The following is a 14747-nucleotide window of genomic DNA, read 5'->3' on the forward strand; positions in this document are numbered from 1 at the left end:
CGCACAAGCCCACCTGCCCGGCGGGCGGGGGAGCCACGAATCTGGAAGAGCCTACAGGCCCGCCAGGTGAGGTGCAGCGCATGGTTCGGCCCTGTCAGCTCTTCTCCGCGAACCAGCCCTTGTAGTCGAAGAACGGGTGCCCACGAACCCGGTGCCCGCCCCGTAGCTCGTCCAGCGACCACAGGTGCGGGTGTAGTCGTCCATCGCCGCCCCGCTGAACCGGGACAGCAGCCCGGCCACGAACCCGGCCACCTGCTCGTCGCCGGGGTGCCGCCCGGACACGTCGGCGATCACGCAGGCCGCCGGCTCGCCGCCGAGCCGCTGCACGATGTCGGCCCAGTCCTCCGGCTCGTGCTCAAGAGGGCCGTGCCGGTACAGGTTGATGTACAGGCAGGCGTCACCCGCCACGAACACGACCCACGGCTCCCGCTGCTCCGGGTAGGCGGCGTCGAGGTGCGCCGTGACCGCAGACTCTGTAGTGTCCCTCAGGAAAACGACGACCGACCGCATCGCGCCCCTACCGCCTCCGCTCGCCGAAGATACCGGCGCTTCGGCGGCGAGCGCAAGCTCGTCCGCGGCAAGCGCCATGGGGCCCCGAGGACAACACAGCCATGCCCTCCTGTGCACTACCGCCGCCGTACAGTTCCTGCAAGCGCGCTCGGCGAGGACCAACGCGAGGAGGCTCGCCTGTCGGATTGACTGCCGCCCCACGTGTCGCGCCGACTGGTCGCCAACATCCACCTATCGGGACGCGCCGGACGTAAAAAGACGAGATTGGAAGGGCTTGCTGCGCCCACGGGATCGGTAATAACGACGGACGATGCGAACGGCCTCTTTTTTCCTCGTTACACACTGTCTGCTCGCGAGCGCCTGCACGCAAAGGACGCCGCGGAGCGCGGGGCACGACGCGCGCGGACCCGCCGTGGAGATCATCGCGAAAGGCGAGGCGTCGTGGGACGGCGCGGCGCTGCCGGCCTACCCGACGACGACACCGGAAATCACCGTCGCACGTATCACGATCCCTCCGCGCGGCGCGCTCCCAGTCCACAAGCACCCGATCATCAACGCGGCCTATCTGGTCTCCGGCGCCGTCACGATCGTGGCGGAGTCGGGCCGAGAGCGCCAGCTGCGCGCGGGGGACGCGATTATCGAGCTCGTCGACGCCTGGCATACCGGGCGGAACGACGGTGACGAGCCGGCGGTGTTCGTGGTCGTTTACGCCGGCTCACCGGGAATTCCGCTCTCCGTCAATAAGTAGTGGACCGCGCGCTGTCGCGGGCGTGACGGCATGTCGCTCACGTTCGTCCCCTTTGGTTCGGAGGCGCTGCCCAAGGTCGCGATGAACGCGCTGACCCCCGCATGCTGCAGCGGGTATGCATTGCCGATGCGCTACGGCCCGACCGCGAGGCTCCCCGGGGGCTGGCCTCGCAGCGAGCGGCCGCCGTCCACGGGCTTCAGCGCCCGGCGCAGTCGACGAAATCCCAGGTGATGGGGACGCGACCCTGGTCTGGATCGGCGATCTCCCGGAACGGGCCCTGCCCTAGATCGACGCTGCCGCTCGCGCACGAGGGGCAGAGATCGATGACGCGGACCACCACCGACCCATCCGGCCCGTGGACCTCGATGCACCTACCGCAGGCCGCCCCCTCCGCGAACTGGTCTGGATTCAGGGCGGCGACATAGGCGTCGGCGCCCGGCACCTCGAAGCCGCAGGCGCCGACTCCGACGCTCGGATCGTAGAACGTACCGTCGCCCGAGAAGGACTGTGCCAGCGCCGGAGCGGCGATCGCGGACGAAGCCAGGATCGCCGGGAGGAAGCGCAGCCGCCTGGATGGACGACGCGAGGTGAGCGATGTTCGCTTTGACATGAGGGCTACCTGAAGCTCGGGTCGCCCTGGGTCAATCTGACGGCCGCGCCCCGATCGTACGGGCCTACCTGTTGCAGCGGCCGCTGTTCTTGTCGAAGAACGGCGTCGTCGACACCGGGCGTCCCTGCGGCGGGTCGATCTCCACCTCCAGGGGGCCGTCGGGCGTCCAGGCTTCTTCGCACGCGACAACCTGCTCGTCGAACCGCCCGTCGCTCTCCATCCAGATGTCGATTTGATCGCTTTCGCAGGAAGCGCAGGTATCTTCCACGATCAGGTACTTCCTTAGGGCAGGAAGGTACATCCGGGTACCGGGCTGGAACCTGCCTTGGCGGACCGCCACGGTGATCGGATCGTCGCTCGTCCCCGTCCCGCCCGCGCCTTGATGGATGACGGGGTCCGAGATGGCGTTGCCCGGCGGATCGTTGTCGGGCCAGCCGTAGAACGTCACCTCGAACCTGCTCGCCGCGCCGGCCGATCCACTCCAGAAGGTTGCGATGCCAGCGGCGTAACAGACAAACATGGACAGCTTCATAAGGCCTCTTTCCTCCCCCCGGTCGGGGCCGATCCGTGTGCCCGCACGATGCCTGTTTCGCACAGGCCAGCTCCGCGAAGGCACAGGGCGGGCCCGCCCCGCAGGCTGGGGGGCGGATGCTCGAACCCAATGGACGTCCTGTGTCCGGCGCACGCAGCACGTCGGGCACAGGACGTCCCAGACGAGTTCGGCCCGTCATCAGGAGAGGACGGCGTCGCCGTGGAGACGCTCCGGTTCCTGAATAGCTGGATTGGAGCTCGCGCAGCGAGCCGCGCCGGTGGAAGCCGGCGCGTCCACAGGCCCGGGTGCAGCGGCGGCCAGGCGGATCGGTCGAGCACCGCAGGTTCCCGTACCACCCGGGACCGTCCCGTCAGCGGGGCGCTCGGGCGGGAAGCATCGGCATCTCCTCGAACACCTCGTCGTCAGGCAAGGAGAGGACCTCGAAATTATCGTTGCTTGAAAGAGCGCTTTGAGCCCACGCGGCCGAGGTGCGTGTCGCCGAACGCCGTCCCGTACTTGAGCCCATAGCCCAGCATCCGATCGAAGCCGATGTGCCCGACCCAGATCGCCGCACCGAACAGCAGCGCCGGCGAGCCAAGCGCGACCGACGCGGCCGCGAGCAGCGCCGGAGCCAGATGGCTGTGCCCCGCGTTGTAGGCCACCGCGCCCACCCGCGGGCCCGCGAGGTAGCCGAGCAGCGACAGGTCGGGCAGGAGGAACAGCGCCGCGAACCATCCCCAGCTCCCGCCCAGGTGCGCGTAGGCGAGCAGCGCGGCTCCGAGCACGAGCGCGCCCTCGAGGCGCAGGAGCGCGCGCGGCATGCCCCTGGCCCCGCCCGCCGAGACCTCGCAGGTGGGCTGCGGCGCGGGGCCAAGGGTAGAGGGAGCAAGGTCGAGCGCAGGGAGCATCGCGGCGGTGGTCATGGTCGTTCTCCTCGTCGTGCGTACCGGCGCGGGGTATCCGTCCTGAAGACCCCATCCTCGCGTGGAGCGCGCCGTGGCCGTGAATTCGCGGGCGCGGGTGCCGGCGACGTGGAGAGCATGGTCGCTGCGGGGGCTCATGAACATTGTACAAATGCGTCCATCCGCTCATCATCTTTTGATGAGCCCAGCCGAGCCCTCGTGGGACCTCTACGGTGCCTTCCTTGCGGTCATGCGCACCGGCAGCCTCTCCGCCGCCGCGCGTGCCCTCGACGTCGCGCAGCCCACCGTGCGCCGCCAGATCGAGCAGCTCGAGTCGCAGCTCGGCGTCGTGCTCTTCACCCGCGCGCCGAACGGCCTCGTGCCGACCGAGCTCGCGCTCGCCACGCTGCCCTACGCCGAGTCCATCGCCGCGAGCGCGCGCGCCCTCGTGCGCGCCGTGTCGAGCCCCACCGATGCCGACCGCGGCACCGTGCGCGTCACGTGCAGCGAGGTCGTCGGCGTCGAGGTGCTTCCCCGGATGCTCGCCCCGCTCCTCGTTGCTCATCCGCGCCTTCAGATCGAGCTCGTCGCCACGAATCGCACCGAGGATCTCCTGCGCCGCGACGCCGATGTCGCCGTGCGCATGGCGGAGCCGACGCAGGCCGGCCTGGTGAGGCGCTGCGCCGGGCGCGTCGAGCTCGGCCTCTTCGCCACCAAGGCGTACCTCGCTGTGCACGCTGCCCCGACGTCGCTCGCTGGGCTCGTGCAGGGCCACGCCCTCATAGGCGCCGACGGCTCCCGCGCCATGATCGACGCGCTCGCCGCCGCCGGGCTCGTCACCACGCCGCGCGATTATGCGTTCCGCAGCGACAGCGACATCGCGAAGCTCGCCGCGGTGCGCGCCGGCCTCGGCATCGGGGTGTGCCAGCTCCCGCTCAGCCGGCGGCCGGTGCCGCTCGTGCGCGTGCTGCCCGCGCTCGCCTTCCACCTGGACGCGTGGGTCGTCATGCACGAGGATCTGCGCGCCGTGCGCCGCGTCCGCCTCGTCTTCGAGCACCTCGTCGCGCAGCTTGGTGCCTACGCGACCCAGGCACGCGAAACACGGCCGGTGGCGGCGAAGGCCCGGCGCCCGGGCACGCGGCGAAGGCCCAGCTCGGGCCGAGCGGCGAGGACCCGTTCCTGACGACCGAGGTGGGGTCTCCCATCTGGCCCACGGTGACGCTGGGGCGCTCGGCGGATCGTCACGGCCCCGTCACGAGACCCGAGATGTGGATCTGTACGAGCGGACCATTCGCCTCGTCGTATACCACCACACTCGAGCCTCCGATCTCGCGTCGAACGATCACGTCCTGAAACACCATCGGCCCCTCTCCGAACTGCAGCAGCGCGCCCGTCGCCTCCAGCGCGTGATGCAGGTGGGGAAAGAAGGGCTGCACAGTGTACCCCGCGGGCACCGGTGGATACGAGCCGATGAGCGTCGCCGTCCCTGTCGCGTCGATCTGCCAGAGCTCGGCTGCCCCGCTACCCTGGTCCGTGGCGAGCGCGACGCGGAACGAGTCCGGCGCGAGCGCGCACGGCGAGCAGCGGAGCGTTCGGCAGGCCGACGATCGGCACCGAGCTCGCGTTGGCGAGATCGACGACACGGTTCTTAGTGAGCGCGAGGTTCGCGTAGCCGAGGTGGACGAGCATGTCCTGATCGTCGCCGTACACCATGACGCCGTTCGCGTCGTACCAGTGCTTGTTCCAGTCGCCGGAGCAGCTGTGTATCCACGCTCGCCCGGGCCCCACCTTGATGTCCTCGATCCAATCGTTGGGGACGCATGGTGCCGTCGGCAGGACGAGGTCGTTCGCGTCCGAGCCGTTGAGGTACGTGCCCAGATAGGGACATGCGTCGCACACGAATTCGCGAACCGATCCTGTGAGCACGTAGAGCAGCTTGCCGCCGTCTTGGAGGTGTGCGGTGAACTCATCGTAGGCGCCGATGAACCTGACGGCGGCCGTGTTCGGGTCGCTCCAGTGGGCCATGGCGTCGCGACCGCTGGAGCCCGGCTGGACCGTCCCCAGCAGGTAGACCTCCGCAGGATCGAACACGTCGCTGATGTTGCCCGGACCGCCGCCGCCTTCGAGCTCGGCCGCCGCACCCACGCCGCCCGCGCGCGCCGGGGCGCGCTCCTCACCGACGCCGCCCGCGTGGCGCGGTACTTCGGCCCGAGGCTGGCGTCCCTGGTCCATGAGGAGCTCTGGATCGCCGCGCTCGACAGCCACGGCCGCGTCCGTGAGACGCGCCTGCTCGCCCGCGGTTCCGACGACGCCCTCCACGTCGGCCGCTCGACCGTCTTGCGCACGGCGCCTGGAGATGGCCGCCCACAGCTTCGTCCTGGCCAATAACCCCCGAGCGGCGACCCGACGCCGACCCGCGGGGACGAAGCGATGACCCTGGAGCTGCGCCGCCTCTCGGCGGAGCTGCACGTCCCGCTCAAGGCCCCCGTCATCGTCACGCCCAGCGGCCGCTACGCCGCCGTCCACGAGGTTGCCCTCGCGGGGCGCTGCGCCCCTGCGGATCCGGCCGCCAGCTTCCCGCGCACCGCCCCGGCCGGGGGCTCCGGGAGCCCCGGCAGCGGCAGAGGCGCTGGAGCACGTGGAGCAACCGACCGTGGCTTGGCTAGCCCGAGTTCGGTCAGGTCGCTCTGTGCCTGCGCTACGCCAGTCGACGTCGGCCATCGCCGTCGTCGCGGCAGCACCTCGCCGATGGGGAAGCGCGCCTGGGCAGCCTCCGAGCCGCGCGGTACAATCCCCCCGTGAACCTTCCCGAGCTGGAAGCCGAAGCCCTGAAGCTGCCCGTCGCGGAGCGCGCACGTCTCGCAGAGACGCTTCTGGCAAGCCTGGATGAGCTCTCCGAGGAGGAGCACAGGCGCCTCTGGACCGAGGAAGCGACGCGCCGGGACGCAGAGCTTGACGCGGATCCGTCTCGGGGGCGACCGGCCGAGGACGTCTTTCGTGATGCCCGCGCGCGGCTCCGGTGACGCTCCCGGTCATCGTTCACGACCCGGCTGAGGTCGAGCTGAACGAGGCCGCCGCCTACGACGCTCGGGCACGTCCTGGTCTTGGTGACACCTTCGTCGCCGAGGTTCAAGGCGCGTCGATGCCCCGGCTGCGTCACCGCTCGCGGGAAGGGCTGTGGAGAACGATGTTCGCTGGTGGCTCGTGCGGCGATTCCCCTACAGCGTTTTGTACCGCGTACGGGCCGATCACATTCGTATTCTCGCGATTGCACATCAGAAGCGGCGGCCCTTCTACTGGCGCGGGCGCCAGTAGTCCGGCTCCGCGCCTGCTCGCCCGTAGTGGCGCCGACGTCATCTACGTCGGCCGCGCAACCGTCCTGCGCACGGCGCTGGACATGGCCGCCCACAGCTTCGTCCTGGCCCATAACCACCCGAGCGGCGACCCGACGCCGACCCGCGAGGACGAAGCGATGACCCTGGAGCTGCGCCACCTCTCGGCGGAGTTGCTCGTCCCGCTCACGGCCCACGTCATCGTCACGCCCAGCGGCCGCTACGCCGCCGTCCACGAGGTTGCCCTCGCGGCGCGCCGCGCCCCGCCGATGGGCACTGCAGCACCACGCATCCAGCCACAGCGCATCGCGCCGGCCGGCTGCTCCGCAAGCCTCCGGCAGCGGCGGCTCAGGCTGGCGGATGGCGCCCCCGCCCCATCTGGTCCGGCCTGGTGGATGGCCATCGCGGAAGTCTCTGGTCACAACACCCGGCAGGATCCGCGCAAGGAGAAGCTCACCCGACCCAAGGATCAAGTCATGCTACAGGTGCTCCGCGCGACGCTCGACGAACGGAGACGGACCTGAGCACGGATGCCGTTGGCATCTCTCGCATCCCTCGTGCACGAGGAGCTCTGGATCGCGGCGCTCGACGCCCACGGCCGGGTCCGTGAGACGTGCCTGGGTGGGTGGTCGGCTCCGCTGGATCTGGCAAGGAGCTCGCACGTCGGCCGGGAGCGAGCGCGGGGCGAGGGAGGGCACCCCGCCGGAACACCCCACCGTTCGTGCGACCTACTCTTCAAAGCGACCCGTGGCGTCACGATCGCGGTCGTATCGTCTCGTGAGTGGAAACGGCGGCAACCAGGACTCGCGACGAACGATCCAGCTTTCGTAGGTTGGCATCAGTTGATCTGGGGCATCCAGGGAGCCCAGGTTCACTTCGATCTCGTCTGCGCTGCGCGCAAAAATAGACGAGCCGCAGCGGGGGCAGAAGAACCGCCCGGCGTAGTCGCGGGTCTCGCCATCGATCGTCACCGCATCCTGAGGGAACACCGCAGAAGCGTGAAAAAGGGCTCCATGATGCTTGCGGCAGTCGAGGCAGTGACAAAGGCCGACCCGGTATGGGCGTCCCGACGCCACAATTCGCACGTCGCCGCACAGGCAACCGCCGGTGAATCGGTCCATACTGGGTCTCCTCTGAAATCGAGCGGTCGGAATGGCTCCAGCGAACGGCACTGTCATTGCTATTGCTCCGAAGCCCAGCCGGTGAAGGCAGGCTCGGGAAGCTTCGCAGCATCAGCGACGCCTGGATCCATCTGAGGAACCTGTGTCCTCGAGGCAGCCGCCGCGGCTGACGACTCCGCTTGCGCTCGGATCAGCTCGGGCTCTGTGACGCGATGAGCGATCGCAGCCAGTCGTCCGAGGCCTTGCGGTACTCGGGGACGCGGCTCCGCTCGGCCGCGGCGAGCGCCTCCTTCAGCCGAGGCGCGTCGAGGTCGTGGATGTAGCAGGGGGTACCCGGCTGCTGGCGCCACGCGTCCTCGAGGCCGCCCGCGTCGACCGCATCGAAGCCGAGCTCGTCGACGAGGCGCATGACCTTCGCCCGCGCTTCCGGCGGATCCCCCGCGATCGGGAGCGCGACGCGCCCCGGCGTGCCCTTCGGCTTGCCCTTCGCGAGCAGGCTCTCGAAGTAGATGTTGTTGAACGCCTTGACCACCGGCCGCCCAATCTGGTCGGCGACCCACGCGCTCTCGACCTGCCCCGCCTCGATGGCCGGGATGCTGCCGTCGCGGACCGGGTAGTAGTTGTTGGTGTCGATCACGACCACGTCGGCGGGCACGCCGGCGAAGAGATCCTTCGGCAGGTCCACGACCGCGCGCTGGGGGATCGTAACGACCACGATCTCGCCGCCGCGCGCGGCCTCCGCGGCCGTGACGGGGGTGGCGCCGGTCTCGGCGGCGAGCTCGCGGAGCGTGTCCGGCCCGCGCGAGTTCGCGATCACGACCTGGTGACCGAGCTTCCCCAACAGCTTCGCCAGCGACCCGCCGATCAAGCCGGCGCCGATGATTCCGATCTGCATTCGTCACTCCTTCGAGCCGAGCCGCCCGCGATCGAGCGCGGACGCCGGCGGTCCAAATGCATCGTCTGACGCAGACGGGCGATCGCTCGCTGAATGGTCGGTCCGCCTTGAACTCGGACCCACCCTCACGTGCCGCCCCCACGCATCGTGCAAAGGCAGCGTATCCGACGGCTGCCCCACCTTGTCAAGCAGACCAACGCAGGACCGTGCGGTACCTACACCGGACGACGACGCGAGCGAGCGCTCGATGCCCTACCCCTCCGAAGCGAAGAAGCGCCCCTGCAACGGCGCGGCCGATCGGTGGCGGGGCTGTTCAGGTTGCCGCAGCTTGCCGAGCTCTCCACCACGCGGGACGGCGTCCGAAGCCGCGGCAAAACACGCGCTGACGATGAGCCACGTGGAGAAGCGCGCGGATGGCCGCGGGCTGTCGAGCTGCGGACACGGGGTCTGGCCGACAGGTGCCGGCCGGACGCATGCGCGGCCGGCCGCGCTCGATCTCCTCTTCGCCCGCGCCCTCACCCGCTCTCGGAGATGGTCCCGATGAGCCCGGTGGGCCGCGTCCCCGTCGGCGCCCCCGCCGAGACGGCGGCCGAGCTCTCGACGACAACGCAGATGAGCACGTGGCGCGTCCGCCGCGCGTCGGGCCATTGATGGTCGCGCGCCGCGCGTCGAGCGCACGGGCATGCCGATGAGAGGCGCACGCCTGGCGCGTCGCTGGACGCGATCGATGACGCAGGCGAGTATGTACATGGTGCGTGTGCCGGTCGACGGGGCATCGAGGGTCGTGCCTGAGACAAGGCATGATCGCCGAGGGAGGGCAGAAGACTGCCCCGCGAACCTCGACGAGGGTCCCGGCGTCGGTGTGCTATTGACGGTGGGCCGCCGGATGGAGAAGCTCGCACCATGAGTAGCGCGCTGATCGTCGGTGACCTCCAGGTCGGGATTCTCGACAACTACCCGTTCGCGAAGGCCGTGGTGCCGCCGGTGACCGAGCTGCTGTCGCGAGCCCGCGCAGCCGGGGTGCTGGTCGTGTTCGTGCGTACCGCGTTTCGGGCCAACGGCGCGGACTTGGCGGGTGAGGTCTTCGCGGCCTTCCACCGGGCCGGCAACCTGTTCCACGAGGGGTCGCCGGGTACGGAGGTCGCGCTGGAGGTCACCGCGGACGACGTTGTCGTGCTCAAGCGGCGCACGAGCGCGTTCGCAGGAACGGATCTCGATCTGGTGCTCCGCGCCCGCGGCGTGGACTCGCTCGCGCTCACTGGTGTCGCGACGAGCGCCATGGTCGCGGCCACGCTGTACGATGCGTCGGACCGGGGCTACGAGCTGACCGTGCTCCGCGACGGGTGCGCCGACCCGGACCCGGCGGTGCACGAGCTCCTCGTCAACACCGTCTTTCCCAGCAGGGGCGCGGAAATCGTTACGTGCGCGCAGTGGCCAGCTCGTGGTGCGCGTACGGCTCCCCGTTGAACGGCTCGACCTCGCGGTAGCCCGCGGCGCGGTACGGCATCGCGCCGGCTTTGCGCGCTGCGCGCGACGACGCGAGCAAGCCTGCCAGGTTCCGGGCTCCTGAGACAACTTGCGCCACGCCGGCGACGCCCGTCTGCCCGAGCGCCTGCTCCCGGCGTTTGGCCTGCCCGTGGCGCTGCCGGAGCAGGGCGCGAAGATTTTTTCGAGCGACCGATGAGTTCTCCTCGGGCGGGGCGTCCATGGAGCAAAAGGAGACCCCCTCATGTCCCACAAGCTCTTCGTCAGCCTGCCCATCAAGAACCTCGAGCGCACCACGGCGTTCTTCAAGGCCCTCGGCTTCACGTTCAACCCGAAGTTCACGGGCGAACAGGCCGCCTGCATGCTCATCGGCGAGCACGCCTACGCGATGCTGCTCGTCGAGCCGTTCTTCAAGACGTTCACCAAGAGGGAGATCTGCGACACCGCGACGCACGTGGAGGGGGCCTTCGGGCTCACGTGCGAGAGCCGCGCCGAGGTGGACGCGATGGTGGAGAAGGCGCTCGCCGGCGGCGGCAAGGAGCCGGACCCGCCGCAGGACCACGGGTTCATGTACAGCCGGAGCTTCGAGGACCTCGACGGGCACCACTGGGAGGTGCTGTGGATGGATCCGAAGGCCGCGCAGTAAGCCGCACGGATCTCGGCGGAGGAGGAGGATTCGAACACCTGGCGCGGGCGGCGTCATGCGCGACGAACGAAGCCCGCTTGCGGCCCGCGCGCGGCGGGGTTCTGCTCGCCGCATGTCCGACCTCAAATTCTATTACGCCCCCATGACGAGCGCAGACCGGGTGCACTGGGCGCTCGAGGAGCTCGGCGTCCCCTACGAGAAGGTCAAGCTCGACCTCGCGGCGGGAGATCAGCGCAAGCCCGAGTACCTCGCGCTCAACCCGAACGGCAAGGTCCCGCTGCTGGTCGCGGAGGGGAAGCCGATCTTCGAGGGGCTCGCGATCCTGCTCTACCTCGGCGAGCGCTTCGGCGTGGACAAGGGCCTCTTCCCGGCGCTCAACGCCGATCGCGCCGAGGCGTTCAAGTGGATGGCCTGGGGCAGCGTCACGCTGTTCGAGGCGACGACGCGGCTCCTGCGCAACACCCTGGAGCGCTTCCCCGCCGAGGAGCGCAACCCCAAGGTAGCCGAGGGCGCGAAGCAGGACCTCACGAACGGGATCGAGATCCTCGATCGCGCGCTCGAGGGCAAGGAGTACCTCGTGGGCAACCAGTTCTCGCTCGCCGACGTGTCGCTCGTGACGGCGGTGCCGTTCCTGGCCCGCTTCGGCGTGGACCTCTCGCCTTTCGCGAACGTGAACGCGTGGATCGCCGGCTGCACGAGCCGGCCTGCGGCCAAGCGGGTCAGGCCCGGCTGACGTCTCGCCCTGGCCGCCCGGCCGCGCTGGCGGCTATCTCATGAGCTTCATGAGCGCCAGCCGCGGCGGCGGCCACCCCGACGCCCAGGCCGACTGGATGAGCTACCGGCTGCTCGATACGCTGCGCGAAGCTCCGGTCCCGACGACGTGTATCCGCAGTACCGGATGCTCCCTGCTGCGCCAGCAGCAGGCATGTGCTGCGCGTGTGCTGCTGGCGCAGCAGCCAGCGGTCGCCATGGGCCTGCGCCGGCTCGGGAGCGTGGTTTGCAAGGCGCCCGCGCGGCAGCGCCACCCGATTCGGCACCGCGGACGAACGCGCCGGACGACTGGCCGCTCGCCTCGGTTCGCGTGATGACCTCTTCGCCGCCTCTCCCCCAGCGTTATCTCCTCGGCTTCATGGTGCTCGGCCTGCTCGCGGGCTCGAGCAACGGCGTGGCCAAGGTGGTCCTGCCGCTGTATGCCGCCTCGCTCCACGCCTCCCCCTGGCAGATCGGCCTGGTCGGCGGCCTGCAGTTCACCGGCATGCTGCTGCTCTCGATGCCGGTCGGAGGGTTGATCGACCGCCACGGCAGCCGGCCGCTGTTCCGCTTCGGCGGCCTCGCGGGCGCGGCGCTGTACCTGATCGGCTTCACCCACATGGATCGGCCCTGGCAGCTCATCGCGGGCGTGGTCCTCTTCGGGCTGCTCAACCCGTTTCGCATGGTCGCGACCCAGACCGAGTTCCTTCACCTGCTTCCTCGCCTCGGCCCGCGCAAGGCAGGCTGGCAGCGCGCGTCCCACTCGCTCGGCATGTTCTTCGTGGGCCCGATGCTCGGCGCGCAGCTCCTGGGCCTGCTCGGCTACACAGGCGTGTTCGTGGTGACCGGACTCGGGCTGCTGGCGACGGTCTTCGTCGGCGATCGCGTGCTCTCCGGGGCTCCCCCCGGCCGCGGGCGCTCGGCCACGCCGCTCCTCGAGCGCCTGCGCGGACAGGTCGGGATCATCCTGTCTCGCCGCGAGCTGCGCCAGAGCATGCTCATCGAGCTGTGCGGCCAGATGGCGATGTCCTACTTCGCCGTGTTCGTTGTGTTGATCGCGATTCGCGAGTTTGACCTCTCGGTGCCACAAGCCGCGAGCCTCGTGACCATCCAGGGCGCCGTCTTCGTGCTGACCTTGCTCCTCGCCGGAGGCGCCCTGTCGCCGCTGCGCGACGCTGCCCGCTACGCGATCGCCTTCTCGCTGCTGCTCGCGACCGAGCTCCTGCTCGCTTTCCCCCTCGGCGTCGCGTCGCTGTGGATCGGGGCGGTCCTGCTCGGGCTCGGGCTGGGCGTGCAGCACCTCACGAGCGTCAATCGCTTCGCGGCGCTCACCGCCGAGCTCGGCCGCGGCCGGGTGGGCGGCCTGTTCTCGCTCTCGGGACCGGCCGGGGGCCTGATCGGCGCGGTGGCGGGCGGCTCGCTCGGGCAGCGCTTCGGCCTGTTCAGCGGCTTTCGCGTGCTCGCGGCGCTCTATGCGGTGCTGATGGTGTGGCACGGGCGCGGCGTCCTGACCGAGAACGGCCAGCCGGTCGCGCTCGCCGAGGGCGAGCCGGAGTGACCGCAGCCGCTACGCCAGCTCACGCAAGAACGACAGGACCACCGCTCCCAGGCGCTCGGGTTGTTCAAATGGAAGGCCGTGGCCGGCGTCCTGTACCTGTTCGATCCGTACGCGTGGGTTGAGGTTCTGCAGCTCCGTCGCCATCTCGAGCGTGACGACGGGGCTGCTGTCACCGGTGACGAGCAGGCTCGGGACGTCGATCGCGCTGACCACGTCGCGATACGCGGGGTTGGGCGGCGTGAGGACGTCGAACGCTTCCATGCGGGTCTTCAGCCTCGCCTCGGCTTGCAGCTCGATGATCTCGGGCGAGCGGTGCGGGTTTCGGGCTCGGGCCTTCGCAACGAGGTCAGACTTCTGTAAGCCGAGGGCCTGGCGGTGTTGCTCCGCGACGTCACTGGCGTGCACCTCGCGCTGGATCTCGGGGCTCAAGAACGTCGGGTCGACAAGAATGAGGCCGCGGATGATCCCCGCCCCTCGACTCGCCACCACCGCGGCGGTCATGCCGCCCATCGAGTGGCCAAGCAGAACCGGACGGGAGAGCTCCAGACCGCGGATGAGGCCCACGACGTCGCTCGCGTGATCGTCGTACCGGTATCCGTGGTGCGGCGCGCTCGAGCCGCCGTGCCCTCTGGCGTCGGGCATGACGACGTCGAATTCAGCTTCGAGCGCCCGCGCCAGGGGAGTCCAGCAGGCGCCGCTCCCCATCAATCCATGGAGCAGGACGACGGGAACCTTGGCGCCTCCGGTCCGGAGGTAGTGGATGTTGATGCCGTTCGTTTCGCAGACTCCGCTGATCCAGGTCGTCATGGGGCTGTTCCTGCCTGCCGCAGCTTCGCAAGTGGGATGAAATGGTTCAGGTCCAAGTACGCGGCCAAACGACCTGCCCATCTGCTGCCGCGCGAAGTGCGGTCGGCAGCATGGGCTTGTTCGACGGCTGATTCGAGTCAGATGGAAGGCGCCGTTCACGCAGCGCGCTTCGCGCCTTTACCATGAGTGCTCCGTCCCGACGTTCGCCGCGGTGGCGGCTTCCCACGCGAATGAGGCGGATGGGCGATCAGCACTTCGGCCGGGATCTGCATCGATGCGTGGAGCTTTCGGATCATCGGGAGCGTGAGCGCCCGTTTGCGGCCCAAGACCTCCGAGACGCGTGCCCTGGACCCGATCAGCGGCTCAAGCTCCTTGCGAGTCCACCCGAGTTGCTCGCAGCGCGCCTCGATCGCTGCGATCGGGTCTGGCGGCGCAACAGGGAACTGCTTGCGCTCGTACGCGTCGACTAGCGTCGCGAGCGCATCGAGCTCTTGCGCCTCGGGCGAGCCCGGCTCCGCGTCCCAGAGCTCTTCGATTCTACGAAGCGCCCGACCGTGACTCTCCTTATCCACAACAGGCTCGATCATCGCGGTGCCCTCATACGCTCGTCGCGTCAATTTTGTCGTATTCGGCATGGGTGCCGATGAATCCGACGTAGACCAGATACAATGGGCCGTACTTGACTTGAACGATCAAGCGGTAATTGTTGCCCTTGATGTCGAACACAACCCGGTTGTTCGGGAGGAAGTCGACGCTTCCGAAGACGGCTTTGATGTCAGCGGGCTCCGTTCAGGTGGCATTCTGGACGATGGAGAACCAGAGCCGCAGCGGAATCTCGGCATCGGCGTGCC

General features: G+C 69.3%; 17 protein-coding genes and 2 pseudogenes. 9 read left to right on the forward strand and 10 right to left on the reverse strand.

Translation table 11 applies throughout. The features are described 5' to 3' along the window. Positions 1-51: 51 nt before the first annotated feature. Entirely contained in the window at positions 52-588 is a 537-nt protein-coding gene (locus POL72_RS42180; RefSeq protein ID WP_272102532.1) for a hypothetical protein, read from the reverse strand. 334 nt (positions 589-922) lie between these two features. Between POL72_RS42180 and POL72_RS42185 the strand changes: the two genes are divergently transcribed. After that, positions 923-1258 carry a cupin domain-containing protein gene (locus POL72_RS42185; protein ID WP_272102533.1) on the forward strand — a complete coding sequence of 112 codons (336 nt, stop codon included), beginning with the start codon at positions 923-925 and terminating at the stop codon, positions 1256-1258. A 196-nt stretch (positions 1259-1454) separates the two neighbouring features. Here the strand turns inward: POL72_RS42185 and POL72_RS42190 are convergent, their stop codons facing one another. The 3 genes from POL72_RS42190 to POL72_RS42200 form a co-directional block, all read right to left on the reverse strand. After that, positions 1455-1868 carry an expansin EXLX1 family cellulose-binding protein gene (locus POL72_RS42190; RefSeq protein ID WP_272102534.1) on the reverse strand — a complete coding sequence of 138 codons (414 nt, stop codon included), beginning with the start codon at positions 1866-1868 and terminating at the stop codon, positions 1455-1457. Positions 1869-1932: 64 nt separating this feature from the next. Then, positions 1933-2400 carry an RlpA-like double-psi beta-barrel domain-containing protein gene (locus POL72_RS42195; protein WP_272102535.1) on the reverse strand — a complete coding sequence of 156 codons (468 nt, stop codon included), beginning with the start codon at positions 2398-2400 and terminating at the stop codon, positions 1933-1935. Positions 2401-2846: 446 nt separating this feature from the next. Next, complete coding sequence (locus POL72_RS42200) at positions 2847-3323, reverse strand: DUF4260 family protein (protein ID WP_272102536.1); 477 nt, start codon at positions 3321-3323, stop codon at positions 2847-2849. A 178-nt stretch (positions 3324-3501) separates the two neighbouring features. Here POL72_RS42200 and POL72_RS42205 point away from each other — a divergent pair, with 178 nt between their 5' ends. Then, positions 3502-4485 (forward strand): LysR family transcriptional regulator, encoded by a 984-nt coding sequence (locus tag POL72_RS42205; protein ID WP_272102537.1) that lies wholly within the window; start codon positions 3502-3504, stop codon positions 4483-4485. Between the two features lie 338 nt (positions 4486-4823). Here POL72_RS42205 and POL72_RS42210 read toward each other — a convergent pair whose 3' ends face one another. Then, positions 4824-5327 (reverse strand): hypothetical protein, encoded by a 504-nt coding sequence (locus POL72_RS42210; protein ID WP_272102538.1) that lies wholly within the window; start codon positions 5325-5327, stop codon positions 4824-4826. Positions 5328-5399: 72 nt separating this feature from the next. On the opposite strand from POL72_RS42210, the pseudogene POL72_RS42215 reads away from it, so the two are divergent. The 3 genes and pseudogenes from POL72_RS42215 to POL72_RS42225 all read left to right on the forward strand — a co-directional run. After that, positions 5400-5831: pseudogene (locus POL72_RS42215) on the forward strand (JAB domain-containing protein); the annotation flags it as partial. 269 nt (positions 5832-6100) lie between these two features. Continuing rightward, on the forward strand, positions 6101-6325 hold the full coding sequence (locus POL72_RS42220) for an addiction module protein (RefSeq protein WP_272102540.1): 225 nt from the start codon (positions 6101-6103) through the stop codon (positions 6323-6325). Positions 6326-6627: 302 nt separating this feature from the next. Beyond that, positions 6628-6873 (forward strand): annotated as a pseudogene (locus POL72_RS42225) (JAB domain-containing protein); the annotation flags it as partial. A 489-nt stretch (positions 6874-7362) separates the two neighbouring features. Here POL72_RS42225 and POL72_RS42235 read toward each other — a convergent pair. Continuing rightward, positions 7363-7755, reverse strand: a complete 393-nt coding sequence (locus tag POL72_RS42235) for a GFA family protein (RefSeq protein WP_272102541.1) — start codon at positions 7753-7755, stop codon at positions 7363-7365. A gap of 190 nt (positions 7756-7945) precedes the next feature. After that, on the reverse strand, positions 7946-8650 hold the full coding sequence (locus tag POL72_RS42240) for an NADPH-dependent F420 reductase (protein WP_272102542.1): 705 nt from the start codon (positions 8648-8650) through the stop codon (positions 7946-7948). 903 nt (positions 8651-9553) lie between these two features. Here POL72_RS42240 and POL72_RS42245 point away from each other — a divergent pair. The 4 genes from POL72_RS42245 to POL72_RS42260 all read left to right on the forward strand — a co-directional run bounded on the left by POL72_RS42245 (position 9554) and on the right by POL72_RS42260 (position 13089). Beyond that, the gene (locus tag POL72_RS42245) at positions 9554-10117 is read left to right on the forward strand and encodes a cysteine hydrolase family protein (RefSeq protein WP_272102543.1); all 564 of its coding nucleotides are present in this window, start codon (positions 9554-9556) and stop codon (positions 10115-10117) included. A 262-nt stretch (positions 10118-10379) separates the two neighbouring features. Continuing rightward, positions 10380-10781 carry a VOC family protein gene (locus tag POL72_RS42250; protein WP_272102544.1) on the forward strand — a complete coding sequence of 134 codons (402 nt, stop codon included), beginning with the start codon at positions 10380-10382 and terminating at the stop codon, positions 10779-10781. A gap of 112 nt (positions 10782-10893) precedes the next feature. Continuing rightward, positions 10894-11514, forward strand: coding sequence for a glutathione S-transferase family protein (locus POL72_RS42255; protein ID WP_272102545.1), 621 nt, complete (start codon positions 10894-10896; stop codon positions 11512-11514). Positions 11515-11865: 351 nt separating this feature from the next. Continuing rightward, positions 11866-13089 carry an MFS transporter gene (locus POL72_RS42260; RefSeq protein ID WP_272102546.1) on the forward strand — a complete coding sequence of 408 codons (1224 nt, stop codon included), beginning with the start codon at positions 11866-11868 and terminating at the stop codon, positions 13087-13089. 9 nt (positions 13090-13098) lie between these two features. On the opposite strand, the gene POL72_RS42265 is transcribed toward POL72_RS42260, so the two are convergent. The 3 genes from POL72_RS42265 to POL72_RS52025 are packed head-to-tail and all read right to left on the reverse strand — an operon-like array spanning position 13099 to position 14670. Further along, entirely contained in the window at positions 13099-14055 is a 957-nt protein-coding gene (locus tag POL72_RS42265) for an alpha/beta fold hydrolase (protein WP_272102547.1), read from the reverse strand. Then, on the reverse strand, positions 14052-14483 hold the full coding sequence (locus POL72_RS42270) for a helix-turn-helix domain-containing protein (RefSeq protein ID WP_272102548.1): 432 nt from the start codon (positions 14481-14483) through the stop codon (positions 14052-14054). The genes POL72_RS42265 and POL72_RS42270 overlap by 4 nt, the downstream gene beginning before the upstream one ends. A 10-nt stretch (positions 14484-14493) precedes the next feature. Continuing rightward, the gene (locus tag POL72_RS52025) at positions 14494-14670 is read right to left on the reverse strand and encodes a type II toxin-antitoxin system HigB family toxin (RefSeq protein WP_506377485.1); all 177 of its coding nucleotides are present in this window, start codon (positions 14668-14670) and stop codon (positions 14494-14496) included. Positions 14671-14747 lie beyond the last annotated feature (77 nt).

The organism is Sorangium aterium (genome assembly GCF_028368935.1).
GTDB classification, from domain to species: Bacteria; Myxococcota_A; Polyangia; order Polyangiales; family Polyangiaceae; genus Sorangium; species Sorangium atrum.